The sequence below is a fragment of the Planotetraspora sp. A-T 1434 genome, assembly GCF_025420585.1.
GTDB lineage: Bacteria > Actinomycetota > Actinomycetes > Streptosporangiales > Streptosporangiaceae > JAOEGB01.
The window spans coordinates 141,208-155,788 of sequence record NZ_JAOEGB010000005.1 but is presented as its reverse complement, the minus strand read 5'-3'; the positions used below and the strand labels follow the sequence as shown (position 1 = coordinate 155,788).

Annotated in this window: 14 protein-coding genes; 6 read left to right on the top strand and 8 right to left on the bottom strand. The window is 70.6% G+C overall.

The window, feature by feature from the left end; all coding sequences use genetic code 11:
* Positions 1-110: 110 nt before the first annotated feature.
* From N5079_RS08700 to N5079_RS08685, 4 genes are read right to left on the bottom strand one after another with little or no spacing between them, the layout of a single operon-like run.
* Positions 111-2,615: a mannose-1-phosphate guanyltransferase gene (locus tag N5079_RS08700; protein WP_261583078.1), complete on the bottom strand. Its 2,505-nt coding sequence runs from the start codon at positions 2,613-2,615 to the stop codon at positions 111-113.
* A gap of 3 nt (positions 2,616-2,618) precedes the next feature.
* Positions 2,619-3,185, bottom strand: a complete 567-nt coding sequence (locus tag N5079_RS08695; RefSeq protein ID WP_261583077.1) for a CDP-alcohol phosphatidyltransferase family protein — start codon at positions 3,183-3,185, stop codon at positions 2,619-2,621.
* A 10-nt stretch (positions 3,186-3,195) separates the two neighbouring features.
* Positions 3,196-3,885: a response regulator transcription factor gene (locus N5079_RS08690; RefSeq protein WP_261583076.1), complete on the bottom strand. Its 690-nt coding sequence runs from the start codon at positions 3,883-3,885 to the stop codon at positions 3,196-3,198.
* Positions 3,886-3,901: 16 nt separating this feature from the next.
* On the bottom strand, positions 3,902-5,551 hold the full coding sequence (locus tag N5079_RS08685; protein WP_261583075.1) for a sensor histidine kinase: 1,650 nt from the start codon (positions 5,549-5,551) through the stop codon (positions 3,902-3,904).
* A gap of 242 nt (positions 5,552-5,793) precedes the next feature.
* On the opposite strand from N5079_RS08685, the gene N5079_RS08680 reads away from it, so the two are divergent.
* The gene (locus N5079_RS08680; protein WP_261583074.1) at positions 5,794-6,384 is read left to right on the top strand and encodes a class I SAM-dependent methyltransferase; all 591 of its coding nucleotides are present in this window, start codon (positions 5,794-5,796) and stop codon (positions 6,382-6,384) included.
* Positions 6,385-6,471: 87 nt separating this feature from the next.
* Positions 6,472-7,653 carry an acyl-CoA dehydrogenase family protein gene (locus tag N5079_RS08675; protein WP_261583073.1) on the top strand — a complete coding sequence of 394 codons (1,182 nt, stop codon included), beginning with the start codon at positions 6,472-6,474 and terminating at the stop codon, positions 7,651-7,653.
* 152 nt (positions 7,654-7,805) lie between these two features.
* Here the strand turns inward: N5079_RS08675 and N5079_RS08670 are convergent, their stop codons facing one another.
* Entirely contained in the window at positions 7,806-8,489 is a 684-nt protein-coding gene (locus N5079_RS08670; RefSeq protein ID WP_261583072.1) for a gamma-glutamyl-gamma-aminobutyrate hydrolase family protein, read from the bottom strand.
* Between the two features lie 313 nt (positions 8,490-8,802).
* Here N5079_RS08670 and N5079_RS08665 point away from each other — a divergent pair, with 313 nt between their 5' ends.
* The 3 genes from N5079_RS08665 to N5079_RS08655 all read left to right on the top strand — a co-directional run bounded on the left by N5079_RS08665 (position 8,803) and on the right by N5079_RS08655 (position 11,280).
* Complete coding sequence (locus N5079_RS08665) at positions 8,803-9,918, top strand: globin domain-containing protein (protein ID WP_261583071.1); 1,116 nt, start codon at positions 8,803-8,805, stop codon at positions 9,916-9,918.
* A 117-nt stretch (positions 9,919-10,035) separates the two neighbouring features.
* Positions 10,036-10,971: a WD40/YVTN/BNR-like repeat-containing protein gene (locus N5079_RS08660; RefSeq protein WP_261583070.1), complete on the top strand. Its 936-nt coding sequence runs from the start codon at positions 10,036-10,038 to the stop codon at positions 10,969-10,971.
* Entirely contained in the window at positions 10,972-11,280 is a 309-nt protein-coding gene (locus N5079_RS08655; protein ID WP_261583069.1) for a molybdopterin synthase sulfur carrier subunit, read from the top strand.
* 32 nt (positions 11,281-11,312) lie between these two features.
* Here N5079_RS08655 and N5079_RS08650 read toward each other — a convergent pair whose 3' ends face one another.
* A complete protein-coding gene (locus N5079_RS08650) occupies positions 11,313-12,437 on the bottom strand; it encodes an NADH:flavin oxidoreductase (RefSeq protein ID WP_261583068.1) in 1,125 nt (374 codons plus the stop codon).
* A 146-nt stretch (positions 12,438-12,583) separates the two neighbouring features.
* Here N5079_RS08650 and N5079_RS08645 point away from each other — a divergent pair, with 146 nt between their 5' ends.
* Positions 12,584-12,952 (top strand): MerR family transcriptional regulator, encoded by a 369-nt coding sequence (locus N5079_RS08645; protein WP_261583067.1) that lies wholly within the window; start codon positions 12,584-12,586, stop codon positions 12,950-12,952.
* A 92-nt stretch (positions 12,953-13,044) separates the two neighbouring features.
* On the opposite strand, the gene N5079_RS08640 is transcribed toward N5079_RS08645, so the two are convergent.
* Positions 13,045-13,527: a GNAT family N-acetyltransferase gene (locus tag N5079_RS08640; protein WP_261583066.1), complete on the bottom strand. Its 483-nt coding sequence runs from the start codon at positions 13,525-13,527 to the stop codon at positions 13,045-13,047.
* A gap of 57 nt (positions 13,528-13,584) precedes the next feature.
* The gene (locus tag N5079_RS08635; RefSeq protein WP_261583065.1) at positions 13,585-14,568 is read right to left on the bottom strand and encodes an ABC transporter substrate-binding protein; all 984 of its coding nucleotides are present in this window, start codon (positions 14,566-14,568) and stop codon (positions 13,585-13,587) included.
* Positions 14,569-14,581 lie beyond the last annotated feature (13 nt).

Sequence of the window (14,581 nt, the reverse complement as noted above, 5' to 3'; positions counted from 1 at the left end):
CCGCCGGTCATAGACGACCGGTCTAGAAAGACGCTAGACGACCGGTCATTTACTGTCAAACACGAAACGCTGAAGGGCGCCCCGAGACGATCACGGACGACGGGCGGGGGTTATTGGGAGCCGGCGGCCTGTTCCACTACCCGAGCCCAGCGTTCGAGGATGGTCTGGGCGGTGTCGACGTCGTGGCCCTCGGCCCAGAGGTGGGTGACCGCCTCGGCGGGGTCGGGCAGGACCAGGGCCCAGCTCCCGTCCTCCTCGACCACCCGGACGCCGTCGGTGGTGTCCAGGCGGTAGCCCTCGGCGGCCTCGACGACGGAGCGCATCACGGTGCCCTTGTGGGCCCACGGGGTCGGTACAGTCCGCTTGAGGAGCTTGGCCTCCGGGATGCGGGCGTCGATCTGGCTCAGCGACAGCCTGGTCCGGGCGACCAGCCCGAGCAGGCGGAGGAACACCGCGAGCCCGTCCACCGTGGGGGCGAACTCGGGCACGATGAAGCCGCCCCTGCCGTCGCAGGCGAAGATCATGTCCGGGTGTTTGGCCGCCGCGGTCAGCGTGTCGACGCTCGTGGCCGTCCAGTCGACCTGGACGCCGTGGAACCGGCAGACCATCTCGGCCACGCGGGTCGTCGTGACGGGCAGCGCGACCCGGCCTCCCCTGCGCTCGGCGGCCACCAGGTCGAGCACCACGAGCAGCGCCCGCTCCTCGCTGATGAGCTGGCCCATCTCGTCGACCAGCGAGACCCGCTCGCCCACCGGGTCGAACCGTACGCCGAAGGCCGCCCGTGACGACGCCACCAGCTCGGCGAGGCGCTGGAGGTCGCGGCGGCGCTCGGCGAGGGTCTCGGTCGGCGAGGCGTCGTCGAGCCGGTTGTTGACCGTGAGCACGTCCACCCCGGCCCGGCCCAGGAGGCTGGGCAGCACGAGTGAGGAGGTGCCCCCGGCGCAGTCGACGACGACCTTCATCTCGGCGTCCTTGATGCCGCTCATGTCGATGCACCCGAGCAGCTCGCGGGCGTAGGTGTCGACCGCCCTGGCGGGAAAGGTCAGCTCGGCGATCTCGCCGGGGAAGGCCCGGCGGTACTCCTGCCGGGAGAACACCCGCTCCAGCTTCCGCTGGGCCGCCTGGGAGAGGTCGGCGCCGGACTCGTCCATGAAGACGATGTCGACGCTCTGGGGGTCGCCGGCGGTGGTGCGCAGCGCGATGCCGCCCCTGACGTTCTCCCTGGAGGTGTTGAACCTGGCGACCGGCAGGGGGGCCGCCTCGAGGTCGACCACGTTGATGGCGCTGGAGTTGAGCGCGCTGATCACGGCCCGCTTGAACGCCCGCGCCGCACGGGAGGCGTCGCGCGAGGTGACCACCGTGTCGCCCTTGCTCAGGGTCGTGGCGTACGCGCTGGCCAGCCGTACGCACAGCTCGGGGGTGATCTCGACGTTGACGAGGCCGGAGACGCCGCGCGTGCCGAACAGGCTGCGCTGGCCGCGCGACTCCCAGATCACGCTGGTGTTGACGACCGCGCCCGCCTCGATGGTCTTGAACGGGTAGATCTTCACGCCGGAGGAGACGTAGGCCTCCGCCTCGATGACGCACTCGTCGCCGACGACCGCGTTCTCCTCGATCCTGGCGCCGGTCATCACGTCGGTGTTCTTGCCGATCACGCAGCCCCTCAGGTGGGCGGCCGGGCCGACGTAGACGTTGTCGTGGACGACCGCGCGGTGCAGGAAGGCGCCCTCCTTGACCACGGCGTTGCTGCCGAGCACGGTGTACTCCCGCAGCTCGGCTCCGGCCTCGACCTTGGCGTAGTCGCCGATGTAGAGAGGCCCCTTGAGCACGGCCTCGGGGTCGACCGAGGCTCCTTCGGCGGCCCAGACGCCCGGCGCCAGCTCGAAGGCGTCGAAATCGACCTTGACCTTGCCCTCCAGGACGTCCGCCTGGGCCTTGAGGTAGCTCTCGTGGGTGCCCACGTCCTCCCAGTAGCCGTCGGCCACGTAGCCGAACAGCCGCGCCCCGCGCTCCAGCAGCGCCGGGAAGACGTCTGACGACCAGTCCACGGACTGTCCTGGGGCGATCTCGTCGAGGACGGAGGGCTCCATGACGTAGATGCCGGTGTTGACGGTGTCCGAGAACACCTGGCCCCACGTGGGCTTCTCCAGGAAACGCTGGATGCGCCCGTTCTCGTCCACGATGATGATGCCGAACTCGAGCGGGTTGGGGACCCGCTTGAGGCCGATGGTGACCAGCGCCCGGTTCTCCCGGTGGAACCGCAGCATGTCGGTCAGGTCGATGTCGGTGAGCGCGTCGCCCGAGATGACGAGGAAACGGTCCTCGCGGAGTTTGTCGGCGGCGTTCTTCACGCTCCCGGCCGTGCCGAGCGGGACCTCCTCGGTGGCGTAGTGGAGGCTCATGCCGAGCTCGTCGCCGTCGCCGAAGTAGTTGCGGATCAGGGCGGCCAGGAACTGCACGGTGACGACCGTCTCGGTGAAACCGTGCCGTTTGAGCAGCCGGAGCACGTGCTCCATGATCGGCCGGTTGATGATGGGGAGCAGGGGCTTTGGCTGGTTGGCGGTCATCGGCCGGAGCCGTGTCCCCTCTCCGCCCGCCATGACGACGGCCTTCACGGGTCACCCCTTCGTTAGCTGGCGCACCTGTACGACATACAACACCCCCGCCCACCAATACAGACCAGTTCCCCAGATGGCGAAAGCCCATCCGAAGATCGCGCAGATCTGGGCGTACCACCCGTGGTGGGAGGCGAGGAACAGCAGCGGGAAGGCGTACATGAGGCATGCCGTGGCGGCCTTGCCGAGGAAGTGGACCGGCAGGGCCGGGCCGTACCCGTGGCGGCGCAGGACGGGCGGCATCCACAGGAGCAGGACGTCGCGCAGGGGCACGGCCAGCGCCAGCCACCAGGGGACGACGTCCCGCAGGACCAGCCCGACGAGGGTGGCGAGGATGTAGAGGCGGTCGGCGAGCGGGTCGATCAGGCGGCCGAGCCTGCTGGTCTGGTTCCAGGCGCGGGCGAGCTTGCCGTCGAGCCAGTCGGTGAACCCGGCGAGCATGAGCAGCCCGATGGCCCAGCCGTCCGCCCTGGGGCCGAGCACGAGCCAGAGGAACACCGGAACGCCGAGCAGCCGGAGGAAGCTCAGCAGGTTGGGGACTGTCCAGATCCGGTCCTCGGCAGCGTTCACGCCCCAGACCCTACATGCCCCCTCGCCGCCCTCCGCGTGGCGGATCCAGGGGGTTGAACTCGGCGTCCACCAGGCCGAACCGGTGCGCCACCACGGCGGCCTGGGTGCGGTTCCGCAGCGCCAGCTTGTCCATGATCCCCGCGACGTGGCTCTTGACGGTCGTCACGCCCACGTGGAGCCGGTCGCCGATCTCGGCGTTGGACAGGCCCATCCCCACCAGGGTGAGCACCTGGACCTCGCGCTCGGTGAGGCTGCCCGGCAGCGGCACGACGGCCCGCTCGGCCGCGAGGGCCCGCTCGACCACGCGCCGCAGCACGGACGGCGCGAGCAGCGGCTCCCCCACGGCGGCCCGCCGTACGGCCTCGACCATGCGGTCCGGCGGGTCGTCCTTCACCAGGAAGCCGAGCGCCCCGGCGCGCAGGGCGGCGTAGAGGTTCGCGTCCTCGGAGAACGTGGTGAGCACGACGATCCGCGCGGCGGGGTCGAGGGCGAGGATCCGGCGGGTCGCCTCCAGCCCGTCGACTCGGGGCATCCGCAGGTCCATCAGCAGCACGTCGGGGCGGTGCCGCTCGGCCAGCCGTACGGCCTCGGCCCCGTCGGCGGCCTCCCCGCACACCTCCATGTCCCCGGCGGCCTCCAGCATCATCCGGACCCCGGCGCGGACGAGTGCCTGGTCGTCGGCCACCACGACCCGGATCACGCGGCCCTGGCCTGAATCACGCGGTCCTCCCCGGGGTCGACCATGGGCATTCGGGATCGGCGTCCGGCTGCCGGTCGGGCAGGGGCAGCGACGCGGCCAGCCGCCAGCCGCCGTCCTCCACGGGCCCGGCGCTGAGGCGGCCGCCGAGCGCCCGGGCCCTCTCCCGCATGCCCGCGATGCCCTGGCCGGTGGAGGGCAGCGTCTCCTCCGGCCGGGCGGAGCCGGGGCCGTTGCGGACCTCCACCGTCATCGCGTCCCTCTCCACGCCGACGGTGATCTCGGCCCGCGCGCCGGGGCCGGCGTGCTTGAGCACGTTCGTCAGCCCCTCCTGGACGATCCTCGCCGCGGACGCCCGCACGACGAGCGGCGCGGCGGCGGCCTCTGCGGCGAGGCGGAGGTCCACCCGCAGGCCCGCGGCGGCCATCCGGGCGGCGGCGTCGCGCATCACGTCGCCGGGGTCCGCCAGGACGACCTCCTCCCGTGCCGCCTCGTCCCACACGGGGTCGCGCAGCACGGTGAGCAGGCCGCGCAGGTCCTCAAGGACGCGATGTCCCGTCTCCCTTATGTCGGTCAGCGCCTCCGCCGCCGGTCCCGTCGCCCCCGCGTACTGGGCCGCGCTCGCCCGCAGCACCATCGCGCCGACGTGGTGGGCCACGATGTCGTGGACCTCGCGGGCGATCCGCTCCCGCTCGGCGAGCCTGCCGGCGCGGAGCCGCTCCACGGCGAGCTCCCCGGCCTGCCGCGCCCCGGCCTGGCGCGCCCGGACGTACCGGCCGATCGCGACGGGAGCGGTGACGATCGCCATGAGCGCGACCACCCGGAAGAACGTGATCTCGGTGCCGTCGCCGACCGTCGCGATGGCGGTGACGGAGCAGGTCAAGGCATATCCGGCGGCGACCCAGGACCAGCTCGCACGGGTGGCGAACACCCCCAGAGTCACCAGGGCGAGGAGCTGGAGACTGCTCCCGGTCCTCGGGGCGTACTGGTCGGCCACGACCAGCGCGACGCTCTGCAGCAGGAGCACCGCGCCGGGAAGCCGGCGCACCACGCCGAGGGCGAGCCCGGACAGCATGACGCCCAGGCCGACCGCCCAGACGGGGAGCGTCCCGCTGTCCCAGAACGGCCAGGTGCCGAGGACGGCGCACGCGACGCCGCCCCCCGCCAGCAGGAGATCGAGCAGGGGCGCGGAGTCGGCGGGAACGCGGCTCTCCCGGCTCCGCAGGTAACGGCCGACCATCACGGGGAAGGCGATCAGGCCGACCGAGTAGAACCACGCGTTGCTGGTGAAGGCGATGCCCGGGTCGGCCAGGTTGATCGCCGTCGCGGCGGCGGCGAGAACCGCCACGGGCGCCGTCCAGCGCAGGTCTCGCGTGCGGGCCAGGACGCCCACGGAGATGGGCAGCAGGATCTGCGTGGTGTTGGCGGTGAACGCGCCGAGCTGGTCGCAGACCACGAGCAGCCCGGCCAGATAGAGGCAGACCGGCCCCGGCCGGCGGCGCAGCAGGCCCATCGGAAGGCCGGCGAGGAGCGAGAAGAGCGCGGCGATCCAGAGCGGCGCCGAGGGCCCTCCCCAGGAGCCCCCTCCCGGCCCGGCTGTGACCAGAACGTCCAGGACGACCCCGGAGACCGCCAGGAGAACGTCCCACACCGCGCCGCGCCACCGCATGGACGAACGGTATCCGGCGCGTCATCCCGCCTCGTTCCTCCGGAGGGAGGAGGACGCCTCCTCCTTCTGGCCGCTCGTGGCGTGTCCTTGTGGCCGGTCACGATGAGCCTCGTGGCCGCTCACCGGGCTCCTCGTGGCCGCTCGCCGTGGGCCTTGTGGCCGGTCACGACGAGCCTTGTGGCCGCCGGGACGGGCCTGAGGACGGGCGATCACGCGAGGTAGGCGGCCCTAGCGTCGGGGCCATGGCCAACGAATCAGCGATCTTCTTCGGGCAGTTCCTGCGCGCACCCGCCGTGACGGGGGCGATCGCGCCGAGCTCGCGGAGGCTGTCGTCCGCGGTGTGCGTGCCGGTGCCGGAACGCGGCGACCCGGTGGTGGTCGAGCTGGGCCCCGGGACGGGCCCGTTCACCGCCGAGATCCAGCGGCGGCTCGGCGGCCGGGGCCGCCATCTCGCCGTCGAGATCAACCAGCGCCTCGCGGGCCACCTCGCCGCGGCCCATCCCGGCGTCGAGATCGTCGTCGGCGACGCCGAGCGGCTCCCCCGGCTGCTGGCGGAGCGGGACCTCCCGGCGGCCGACGTGATCGTGAGCGGGCTCCCCTGGGCGGCGTTCTCCCCGGCCCACCAGTCGTCGCTCCTGGCGGCGGTCGTCGAGGCGCTCGACCCCCGGGGGGCGTTCACCACGTTCTCCTACGTCCACGCGCGGCCACTGCCGCCCGCGCTGCGGTTCCGCCGGGGGCTGGCGGACGCGTTCGAGGAGGTCGTCCCGGGGCGTACGGTGTGGCGCAACCTGCCGCCCGCCTTCGTCTACCACGCGAGACGGCCACGCCGCTGAGGCCGGGTCTCAATCAGTGATCTCGATTCCGACCAAAAAGCCGAACTCCGTTCTAGTATTGCCACGCCACCAGGAATGGAGACCGCCATGGACTTCTCGCTGCCCGAAAGCGCGCAGGCCGTACAACGGGGAATCGCCGGCATCTGCTCCCGTTACGGCATGGACTACTGGGAGCGGTGCGAGACGGAGAAGCGCTGGCCCGAGGAGGTCTGGGCGGAGCTCGCCAAGGGTGGCTGGCTCGGCCTCGCCGTGCCCGAGGAGTACGGCGGAGCCGGGCAGGGCCTGCTGGAGCTCGCGGTGGCGACCGAGACGCTGTCGGCGTCGGGCTCGGCGGGCGGCTCCGCCTTCACGTATGTGCTGACGCCCGGTTTCGGCGCGATGACCCTGGCCAGGCACGGCACCGCCGCGCAGAAGGCCGAGCTGCTGCCGAAGCTGGCGACCGGCGAGATCGAGACGTGTTTCGCCCTGACCGAGCCGGACGCCGGGTCCAACTCCCTGGCGATCTCCACCTTCGCCCGGCAGGACGGCGGCGAGTTCGTCGTCAACGGCCAGAAGATCTGGATCACGGGCGTCCAGCGGGCCACGTGGATGCTGCTCGTCACGCGCACCATCCCGGCCGCCGAGGCCAGGCCGCGGGCGAACGGCATGACGGTGTTCCTGGTCAACGTGCCCGAGGCCGTCGCGGCGGGGCAGCTCTCCTACCGGCCGATTTCCAAGATGGGCGCGAACACGACCCCGTCCAACATGGTCTTCATCGACGAGCTGCGCGTGCCCGCGGAGAACGTGGTGGGCGAGCTGCACGGGGGCGCGGTCGTGCTGTGGGACATCCTCAACCCCGAGCGGATCCTGCTGGGGGCGAGCGCTCTCGGCGGGGCCGAGGTCGCGCTGCGGGTCGGCGTGAACTACGCCAAGGAACGGGAGGTGTTCGGGCGGCCCATCGGGTCGAACCAGGCCATCGCGTTCCCGCTGGCGCAGGTGAAGGCCAAGATCGAGCTGGCCCGGCTGATGCTCTACAAGGCCGCCTGGGCGTTCGACAACCGGCTGCCCTGCGGGACCGAGGCCAACATCGCCAAGCTGACCGCCTCGCAGGCGGCGTGGGAGGCGGCCGACGCGGCCTTCCAGACCCACGGCGGCATGGCGTACTCGCTGGAGTATCCGGTGGCCCGGCTGCTCACGGACGCCCGCATCGGCAAGATCGCTCCCGTGACGGAGGAACTGCTGCTCAACTACCTCGCCACCCAGGTCCTCGGCCTGCCGCGCAGCTTCTGACGCTTTACGCCGTCCGCCCGCGAGCCGTGCATGATCACGAAAGACGATGCCGCAGGTCCCGGGCGTGATCCCGGAAGCTGTGCATGATCACGCCAGGTGAAGGGGCAGGCCGGGGCCGCCCACGGGAATCCGTGCATGATCACGCCGAAGGGTCAGGGGCGGGAGGCGTCGATCAGGGCTTCGACCAGGCGGTTGTCCGTGCCACGCTCCGGGTGCCACTGGACGCCGACGGCGAACCGGTGGCCCTGCAGCTCGATCCCCTCGACGATCTGGTCGTCGGCCCACGCCACGGCGAGCAGGTTGGTGCCGAGCCGCTTGACGGCCTGGTGGTGCGCCCCAGTGACCTCCGCCCGGTCGCCGATCGCCTTGCCCAGCTTGCTCGACACGCTCACGGTGACCAGGTGCCTGGCCGTCTCGTGCCGCTCGTGGGCGACCACCTCGGGGAGCCACGGGATGAGCGTGCCGCCCTGGGCGATGTTCAGCATGTGCATGCCGCGCGAGATGGCGAGGATCGGCAGGTCCGCCTCGACGGCCGCACGGGTGAGGGCCAGTTCGAAGCGGTCGCGGTGGCCCTGCGGCTCCTCCACCCGGCTATCGGCGGCCTCGCCGTACAGCGACGGGTCGATCTCGACGCCGCCCGCGAGGATGAGCCCGTCGAGGCCGCGCACGTAGTCACCGGCGGCCACCGGGCTCATCGGCGGCAGGAGGACGGGGGCGCCGCCCGCCTTCTCGACCGCCCGCGCGTACCCCTGCGGGGAGATGACCGCCTCACGGACCCAGACGCCCCACCGGGCGGCCTCCAGGTAGGTGGTGATGCCAACGATCGGACGTGCCATGCGGTCTCCCGGAGTGTTCCTTATCGGCTCGCCCCAATCATGGCGTAAGCGTTTTCTTTTTTGTCACTTATCTCACCTATCACTTCTGCCATCATGACCACGCTCGATCACTCAGCATTACTAAGCAATCACTATCCGTACACCTTCGCACCACCTTGTGAAGAATCGGTTGTGACGCCCGACTGCGAGTGAAAGACTCCCGAATGAGCGATCGGTTGAGCCGGGGCCGCCGCCGCTCGTCACCCGGAGCCGTCAGGGAGGTGGATCGACAAGACCGGAGCACACTTCCGGTCCCTAGGGTGGGACACAGCAGATGACGCTTAATCCGCGCCTCGTCAAAGAGAGCTTCTCCGTCGTCGAACCCGTCGCGGAGAAGGCCGCGGCGTACTTCTACGGGCGGCTGTTCGCGGAGAACCCGCAGCTGCGGGCGATGTTTCCGCCCGCGATGGACGTTCAGCGCGACCGGCTGTTCAGCGCGCTCACGAGGATCGTCTGGATGCTCGACAGCCCCGGCGGTCTGGCCGGGTACCTCGCGCAGCTCGGGCGCGACCATCGCAAGTACGGCGTGGCCGCCGAGCACTACTCGGCCGTCGGCAAGGCCCTGCTCTCCACGATCAAGCACTTCGCCGCCGAGATCTGGACGGACGAGATCGAGGCCGCCTGGAGCACGGCGTACGGCATGGCCGCCGAGCTCATGATCGAGGCGGCCGCGGCGGACGCGGGCGTCTCTCCCCCGTGGTGGCTCGCCGAGGTCGTCGACCACGACCGCCGGACCCGCGACATCGCGGTCATCACCGTACGGCCCACGCAGCGGATGGAATTCAGGCCCGGCCAGTACATCACCGTGCAGACCGCCCGCTGGCCCCGGGTGTGGCGGACCTTCTCCATCGCCAACGCCCCCAGGGACGACAACACCCTGCGACTCCACGTGCGGGCGGTCTCCGGCGGCTGGGTCAGCTCCGCGCTCGTCCAGCACACCCGGATCGGCGACCAGGTCCTGCTCGGCCCGCCCGTGGGCACGATGGTCCCGGCCGACTCGGGCAGGGACATCCTGTGCGTGGCCGGGGGCACCGGCCTGGCCCCGCTGAAGGCCATCATCGAGCACGTCATCGCGTCCGGCCGCCGTCCCCACGTCCACCTGCTCTTCGGCGTACGGCACGCGTCGGAGCTGTACGACATCCATGACCTTGTCCGGATGGAGTCGTCTTTCCCCTGGCTTCGGGTGCTGCCGGTGGTCTCCGACGAGCCGGCCTACGACGGGATGCGCGGAAGGCTGCCCGACGTGGTCGAGCGCTTCCACTCGTGGGCCGAGCACGAGGTGTACGTATGCGGCCCGGCCGCCATGGTCAACGAGACCGTACGCCGCCTGCAGGCGTCCGGCGTCCCGCTCTGCCGGATCCATCGCGACACCGTCCAGGACGAGCCCTAGCCGCGCACCGGACTCCACGGTGTCGCCGTCCGGGGCGAACTCAGTCGAGTGCCGGATCCCCGCGCGGGATCGGCCTGCCCCTGGCACGATGGGCGGGAGGCACACGAGGAGGTCGCCATGGAAGCGCTGCTCGCGATCGGGACAAGGAAGGGGCTGTTCCTCGCACGCTCCTCCGGCGGGCCGTTCGAGGTCGACCCCGTCCGCTTCTCCACCATCGGGGTGCCATCGGTGGCGATCGACACGCGTGGCGAGACGCCCCGGTTACTCGCGGGCATCGAGCACGGCCATTTCGGCCCCTCGGTGCTGTGGTCCGACGACCTCGGCGAGACCTGGGAGGAGGCGAGCGCCCCTCCCGTGGCCTTCCCCGAGCGGACCGGGGCCGCGCTCTCCCGCGTCTGGCAGCTCCAGCCGTCCCCGTCGGAGTCCGGCGTGGTCTGGGCGGGAGCAGCCGATCCCCGGCGGATCGCCGTCGCCGCCTCCGCCGTGGGCGTCTTCCGCAGCTCGGACGGCGGGGCCTCGTGGGAGCCAGCCAACCGGAACATCCGGGCGCCGTTCCTGCCCGAGGGCGCGCAGTATCCGGAGTTCGGGCAGTGCGTGCACCGGGTCGCCCAGCATCCGGCCCGGCCCGAGCGGCTCTACCTCCAGCATCACTTCGGCGTCTACCGCTCCGATGACTTCGGCGGCTCCTGGACGGACATCGGAGCCGGACTGCCATCCGACTTCGGCTTCCCGATCGCCGTCCATCCGGCCAGGCCGGACACGGTCTACGTGTTCCCGCTGCACAGCGACATGGACCGCACGCCCGTCGGCCACCGGTACGCGGTGTTCCGCAGCGACGACGCCGGGGCGAGCTGGCAGGGCCTGTCCAAGGGGCTGCCCGACGAGCCGGTCCACGCCGCCGTGCTCAGGGACGCGATGACGGCCGGCGAGGCCGGCGTCTTCTTCGGCACCCGCGACGGCGAGGTGTACGGCTCCGCCGACGGCGGCGAGACCTGGACGCGGATCGCCCGCCACCTCCCCGACGTGCTGAGCGTCCGCGCGGCGGTGCTCTGAGTGGCCAAGCCGATCACGCTGGTCACGTTCGTCCTGCCGAGCACGCTCCGGCACTGGGTCGGCGACCAGGCCGAGGTCAGGGTCTTCGCGGTGGCCGCGTCCGAGGAGGAGATCCCGACGCTGGGCGCCGCCCTCGACACGCTCCGCCGTACGCACCCGTCACTGGAGGAGCGGCTGCGCGACGAGTACGGCCACATCCGGCGGCACATCAGCATGTTCGTCTGCGGGGAGAACGCCCGGCGGCTCGGCGGCCTGTCCTGCGCCCTCCCTCCCGGCGCCGAGGTCTACGTCCTCCCCGCTCTCTGCTGACGCGTTCGCCCGCTACGGCTCCGTCGACATCCTCAGTGCAGGACGTCGAGCTGTTCCGCGGTGTGAGGCACGACCGCGTCCATGCGCCCGGCGAGGATCTTCTCCGCCCATTCCGGGTCGGCGAGGAGGGCCCGGCCCACGGCGACAAGATCGAACTCGTCCCCTTCGAGTCGGTCCAGCAGCTTGTCGATGCCGGCGACCCGAGCTTGCTTCCCGTCTTCCAGCGTCGCGATGACATCTTCGCTGAGACCCACGGAACCGACGGTGATGGCCGGCTTCCCGGTGAGTTTCTTCGCCCACCCGGCCAGATTGAGGTCGGAGCCGTCGAACTCCGGTCGCCAGTAACGCCGGGTGGAGGCGTGGAAGACGTCCACACCCGCTTCCACGAGCGGCGTCAGGAGGGCTTCGAGTTCCTCAGGGGTCTCGGCGAGCCTGGCGTCATAGTGGTCCGCCTTCCACTGCGAGAAGCGGAACAGGATCGGGAAGTCAGGGGCGACGGCCTCGCGGCAGGCGGCTACGATCTCAGCGGCGAAACGGACTCTGGAGGCCAGGTCCCCGCCGTACCGGTCGCTACGGCGGTTGGTGTACTCCCAGAGGAACTGGTCGATCAGGTAGCCGTGGCCGGCGTGTAGTTCGATGCCGTCGAAGCCGAGACCCTCGGCAGCGCCGGCGGCGTCGGCGTAGGCGGTGATCACCGCGTCCACGTCGTCCTGGGTCATCGCCTGGCCCGATCGGCTGCCGTCCAGGCCGATTCCGGAAGGGCCCATCGGGGCGGCTTCGGGGAACGGCGGGGCACCGGGGGGACGGACCATGCCGACGTGCCAGAGCTGGGGAATGATTTTCGCGCCCGCGCGGTGGACTTCCGCCGCCACCTGCGCCCAGCCCGCCAGGGCTTCCTCCCCGTGAAATCGCGGCACCCGGTCGCTGTCACCCGCCGAGGGGTGGTCGATGTAGGTGCCCTCGGTAATGATCAGGCCCACTCCACCGGCAGCCCGGCGTGCGTAGTACTGCGCCACATCGGCACGAGGGACACCGTCCGGCGAGAATTCACGAGTCATCGGCGACATGACGATGCGGTTCGCCACGGTGAGGCTGCCAACGTTCATGGGGCGGCGGAGGATCCGGCTCGCGCGCAGGGCGGCACTGGAGGAAGACATGGGGGACTCCGTATTCGTCACTTAATGGTGTTCTCCGCACCTCGTCCGACCTGCGGTGACACGAGAGTGCGGTGGCATCACTAAGCTAAAAGCTGACGTTGACGTCAGAGGCAAGTGATGTGACAGGAGTCACTGAGGAGGCGTTGATGCGCATCGGTGAACTGGCCGCCCGTGCGAGTGTGAGCGTGCGGGCACTGCGCTACTACGAAGAGCAGAACCTGCTCACCGCGGAACGCAGCTCCAGCGGTCAGCGGCACTATCCGGACAGCGCGGTCGACCGCGTTCAGCTGATTCAGCACCTGTACGCCGCAGGACTGACGAGCAGGACGATTGTCGACCTGTTGCCGTCTTTCGAGACGGGTGAAGTGTGGGCGGCGACGCTCGATCGGCTGTCGGCCGAGCAGAAACGCGTCAACCGGAAGATCGGCGAGCTGGTGGGCATCCGCGACAGACTCGACGTCATCATCACCAAGGCCACCGAAGCCAAGATCGCGGGGCGATCCTGTCGCGATTAGGCGTTTGGCCTCCCATGAGGCCGTAAGAACATGCCCTCTCGGTCGCCCCGCGCTGCTGCTGCCCCGGGTCAGCGCACGGCAGGGCGACCCGGTCACGCCGGAACGGGGAGGTCCTTCTCGAAGGGGTGCGGTCCCATCGGCCCGGGATAGACCGTGACGTCGAACAGCGGCCGGTACCCTGCCCTGACGTAGAGTGCGACCGCCTCCGGCTGCCGGGGACCGGTCGTAAGGTAGATCCGCCGGTAGCCGCGCCGTACGGCCTCGTTCTCCAGTTCCCGCACGACCAGTTCGCCGAGCCCTCGGCGCCGGTGACCGGGGTGGGTCCAGATCCGCTTGAGCTCGGCAGTGACCTCGTCGTACCGCCGGAACGCGCCGCCGGCGATGGTCTCGCCGTTCTCCACCACGATCAGGAACGCGCCGTCGGGCGGCGCGAAGTCGGAGTCCGGGAAGCGGGTCAGCTCGTTGTTGGCCCCGTAGCGGGACTCGTACTCGAAGGCGAGGCCGTCGAGCAACGGCCGGAGCTCCGGATCGCCGACCACGACCGGGCGGACCTGAAACGTGTGTTCGATCGTCATCTGTTCTCTTTCACGGCCATCTGGATCTCCGCGAGGTGGGCCGGAGATCGGTCCCGGCTACTTCTGCCGGGGCAGGCCAGGCGGGTTGACCGAGGACTCCTGGACCGCCTCACTGGACAGACCCCACCGCGCGAGGACCTCAGCGTACTTGCCGCTCTTGATCAGGGCGTTCAGGGCCTCGCTGACCGGCTTGGCCAGGCCGTTGCCCTTCTGGGTCATGGCGGCGATGAGTCCCTGCACGGTCGCGCCGCCGCCGGAGTACGTGCCCACGATTTTCGTGTCACCGGTGACGGCCGCGTGGTAGGCGGCTGTGGGGTTGGGGCCGAAATTGGCCACGATGCGTCCCGACTTGAGGGCGAGGTAGTAGTCGGCGGCCTTCTGGTAGTACTGGATTTTGACCGGCTTGAGCCCGGCTGCCTTGTTCTGCTTGTCCCAGTCCAGCAGGATCTTTTCCTGGTTCGTGCCGGATCCCACCGACACGGTCAGCCCGGCGATGTCGGCCGGCTTGGTGATGGACGTGATCGGGCTGTCCTTGGCGACCTCCCAGGCGAGCTGGTCCAGCCGGTAGGTGGCGAAGTCGTAGATGTCCTTGCGCTCCTCGGTCACCGTGATGTTGGAGATGCCGAGGTTGTCCTTGCCGGAGCGCACAGCCAGGAAGAGGTTCTCCCATGAGGTGGCCTCCAGGTGGAGCTTCAGTCCGAGGACGTCCGCGATGAGCGAGGCGATGTCCTCTTCCAGGCCGATGGGAGTGACGTTGTCGTCCGCGACGAAGGACAGCGGCGGCTCGAAGGTGCTGGTGCCGACCCGGAGCTCACCGGCGGCCTTGATGGCGGCGGGCACCTCGGCGGCGATGGCGTCGACCTTGGCCGCTGTGATCCGCTTCTGGTCCGGCCCGGTGTTGAACTTCGGCGCCGCCGACGATCCCGGGCCGCCCGCGGGAGCCGCGGCCAGGGAATCCACGCCACGCGAGGCCGTGCCACAGGCCGCCAGAAGCAGGAGCGAGGACATGGTCAGGGCGGCGATCCGGGATGCGGATGGCATGTGCGTCCTTTTC

What these genes read in the sequence shown, in the direction of transcription:
- N5079_RS08685 (WP_261583075.1), bottom strand. Translation starts at nt 5,551, where the DNA reads ATGCGGTGGCGCGGCGCGGTGTGGGACGTTCTCCTGGCGGTCTCCGGG.
- N5079_RS08670 (WP_261583072.1), bottom strand. Translation starts at nt 8,489, where the DNA reads ATGGCACGTCCGATCGTTGGCATCACCACCTACCTGGAGGCCGCCCGG.
- N5079_RS08635 (WP_261583065.1), bottom strand. Translation starts at nt 14,568, where the DNA reads ATGCCATCCGCATCCCGGATCGCCGCCCTGACCATGTCCTCGCTCCTG.
- N5079_RS08640 (WP_261583066.1), bottom strand. Translation starts at nt 13,527, where the DNA reads ATGACGATCGAACACACGTTTCAGGTCCGCCCGGTCGTGGTCGGCGAT.
- N5079_RS08680 (WP_261583074.1), top strand. Translation starts at nt 5,794, where the DNA reads ATGGCCAACGAATCAGCGATCTTCTTCGGGCAGTTCCTGCGCGCACCC.
- N5079_RS08650 (WP_261583068.1), bottom strand. Translation starts at nt 12,437, where the DNA reads ATGTCTTCCTCCAGTGCCGCCCTGCGCGCGAGCCGGATCCTCCGCCGC.
- N5079_RS08660 (WP_261583070.1), top strand. Translation starts at nt 10,036, where the DNA reads ATGGAAGCGCTGCTCGCGATCGGGACAAGGAAGGGGCTGTTCCTCGCA.
- N5079_RS08675 (WP_261583073.1), top strand. Translation starts at nt 6,472, where the DNA reads ATGGACTTCTCGCTGCCCGAAAGCGCGCAGGCCGTACAACGGGGAATC.
- N5079_RS08665 (WP_261583071.1), top strand. Translation starts at nt 8,803, where the DNA reads ATGACGCTTAATCCGCGCCTCGTCAAAGAGAGCTTCTCCGTCGTCGAA.
- N5079_RS08645 (WP_261583067.1), top strand. Translation starts at nt 12,584, where the DNA reads ATGCGCATCGGTGAACTGGCCGCCCGTGCGAGTGTGAGCGTGCGGGCA.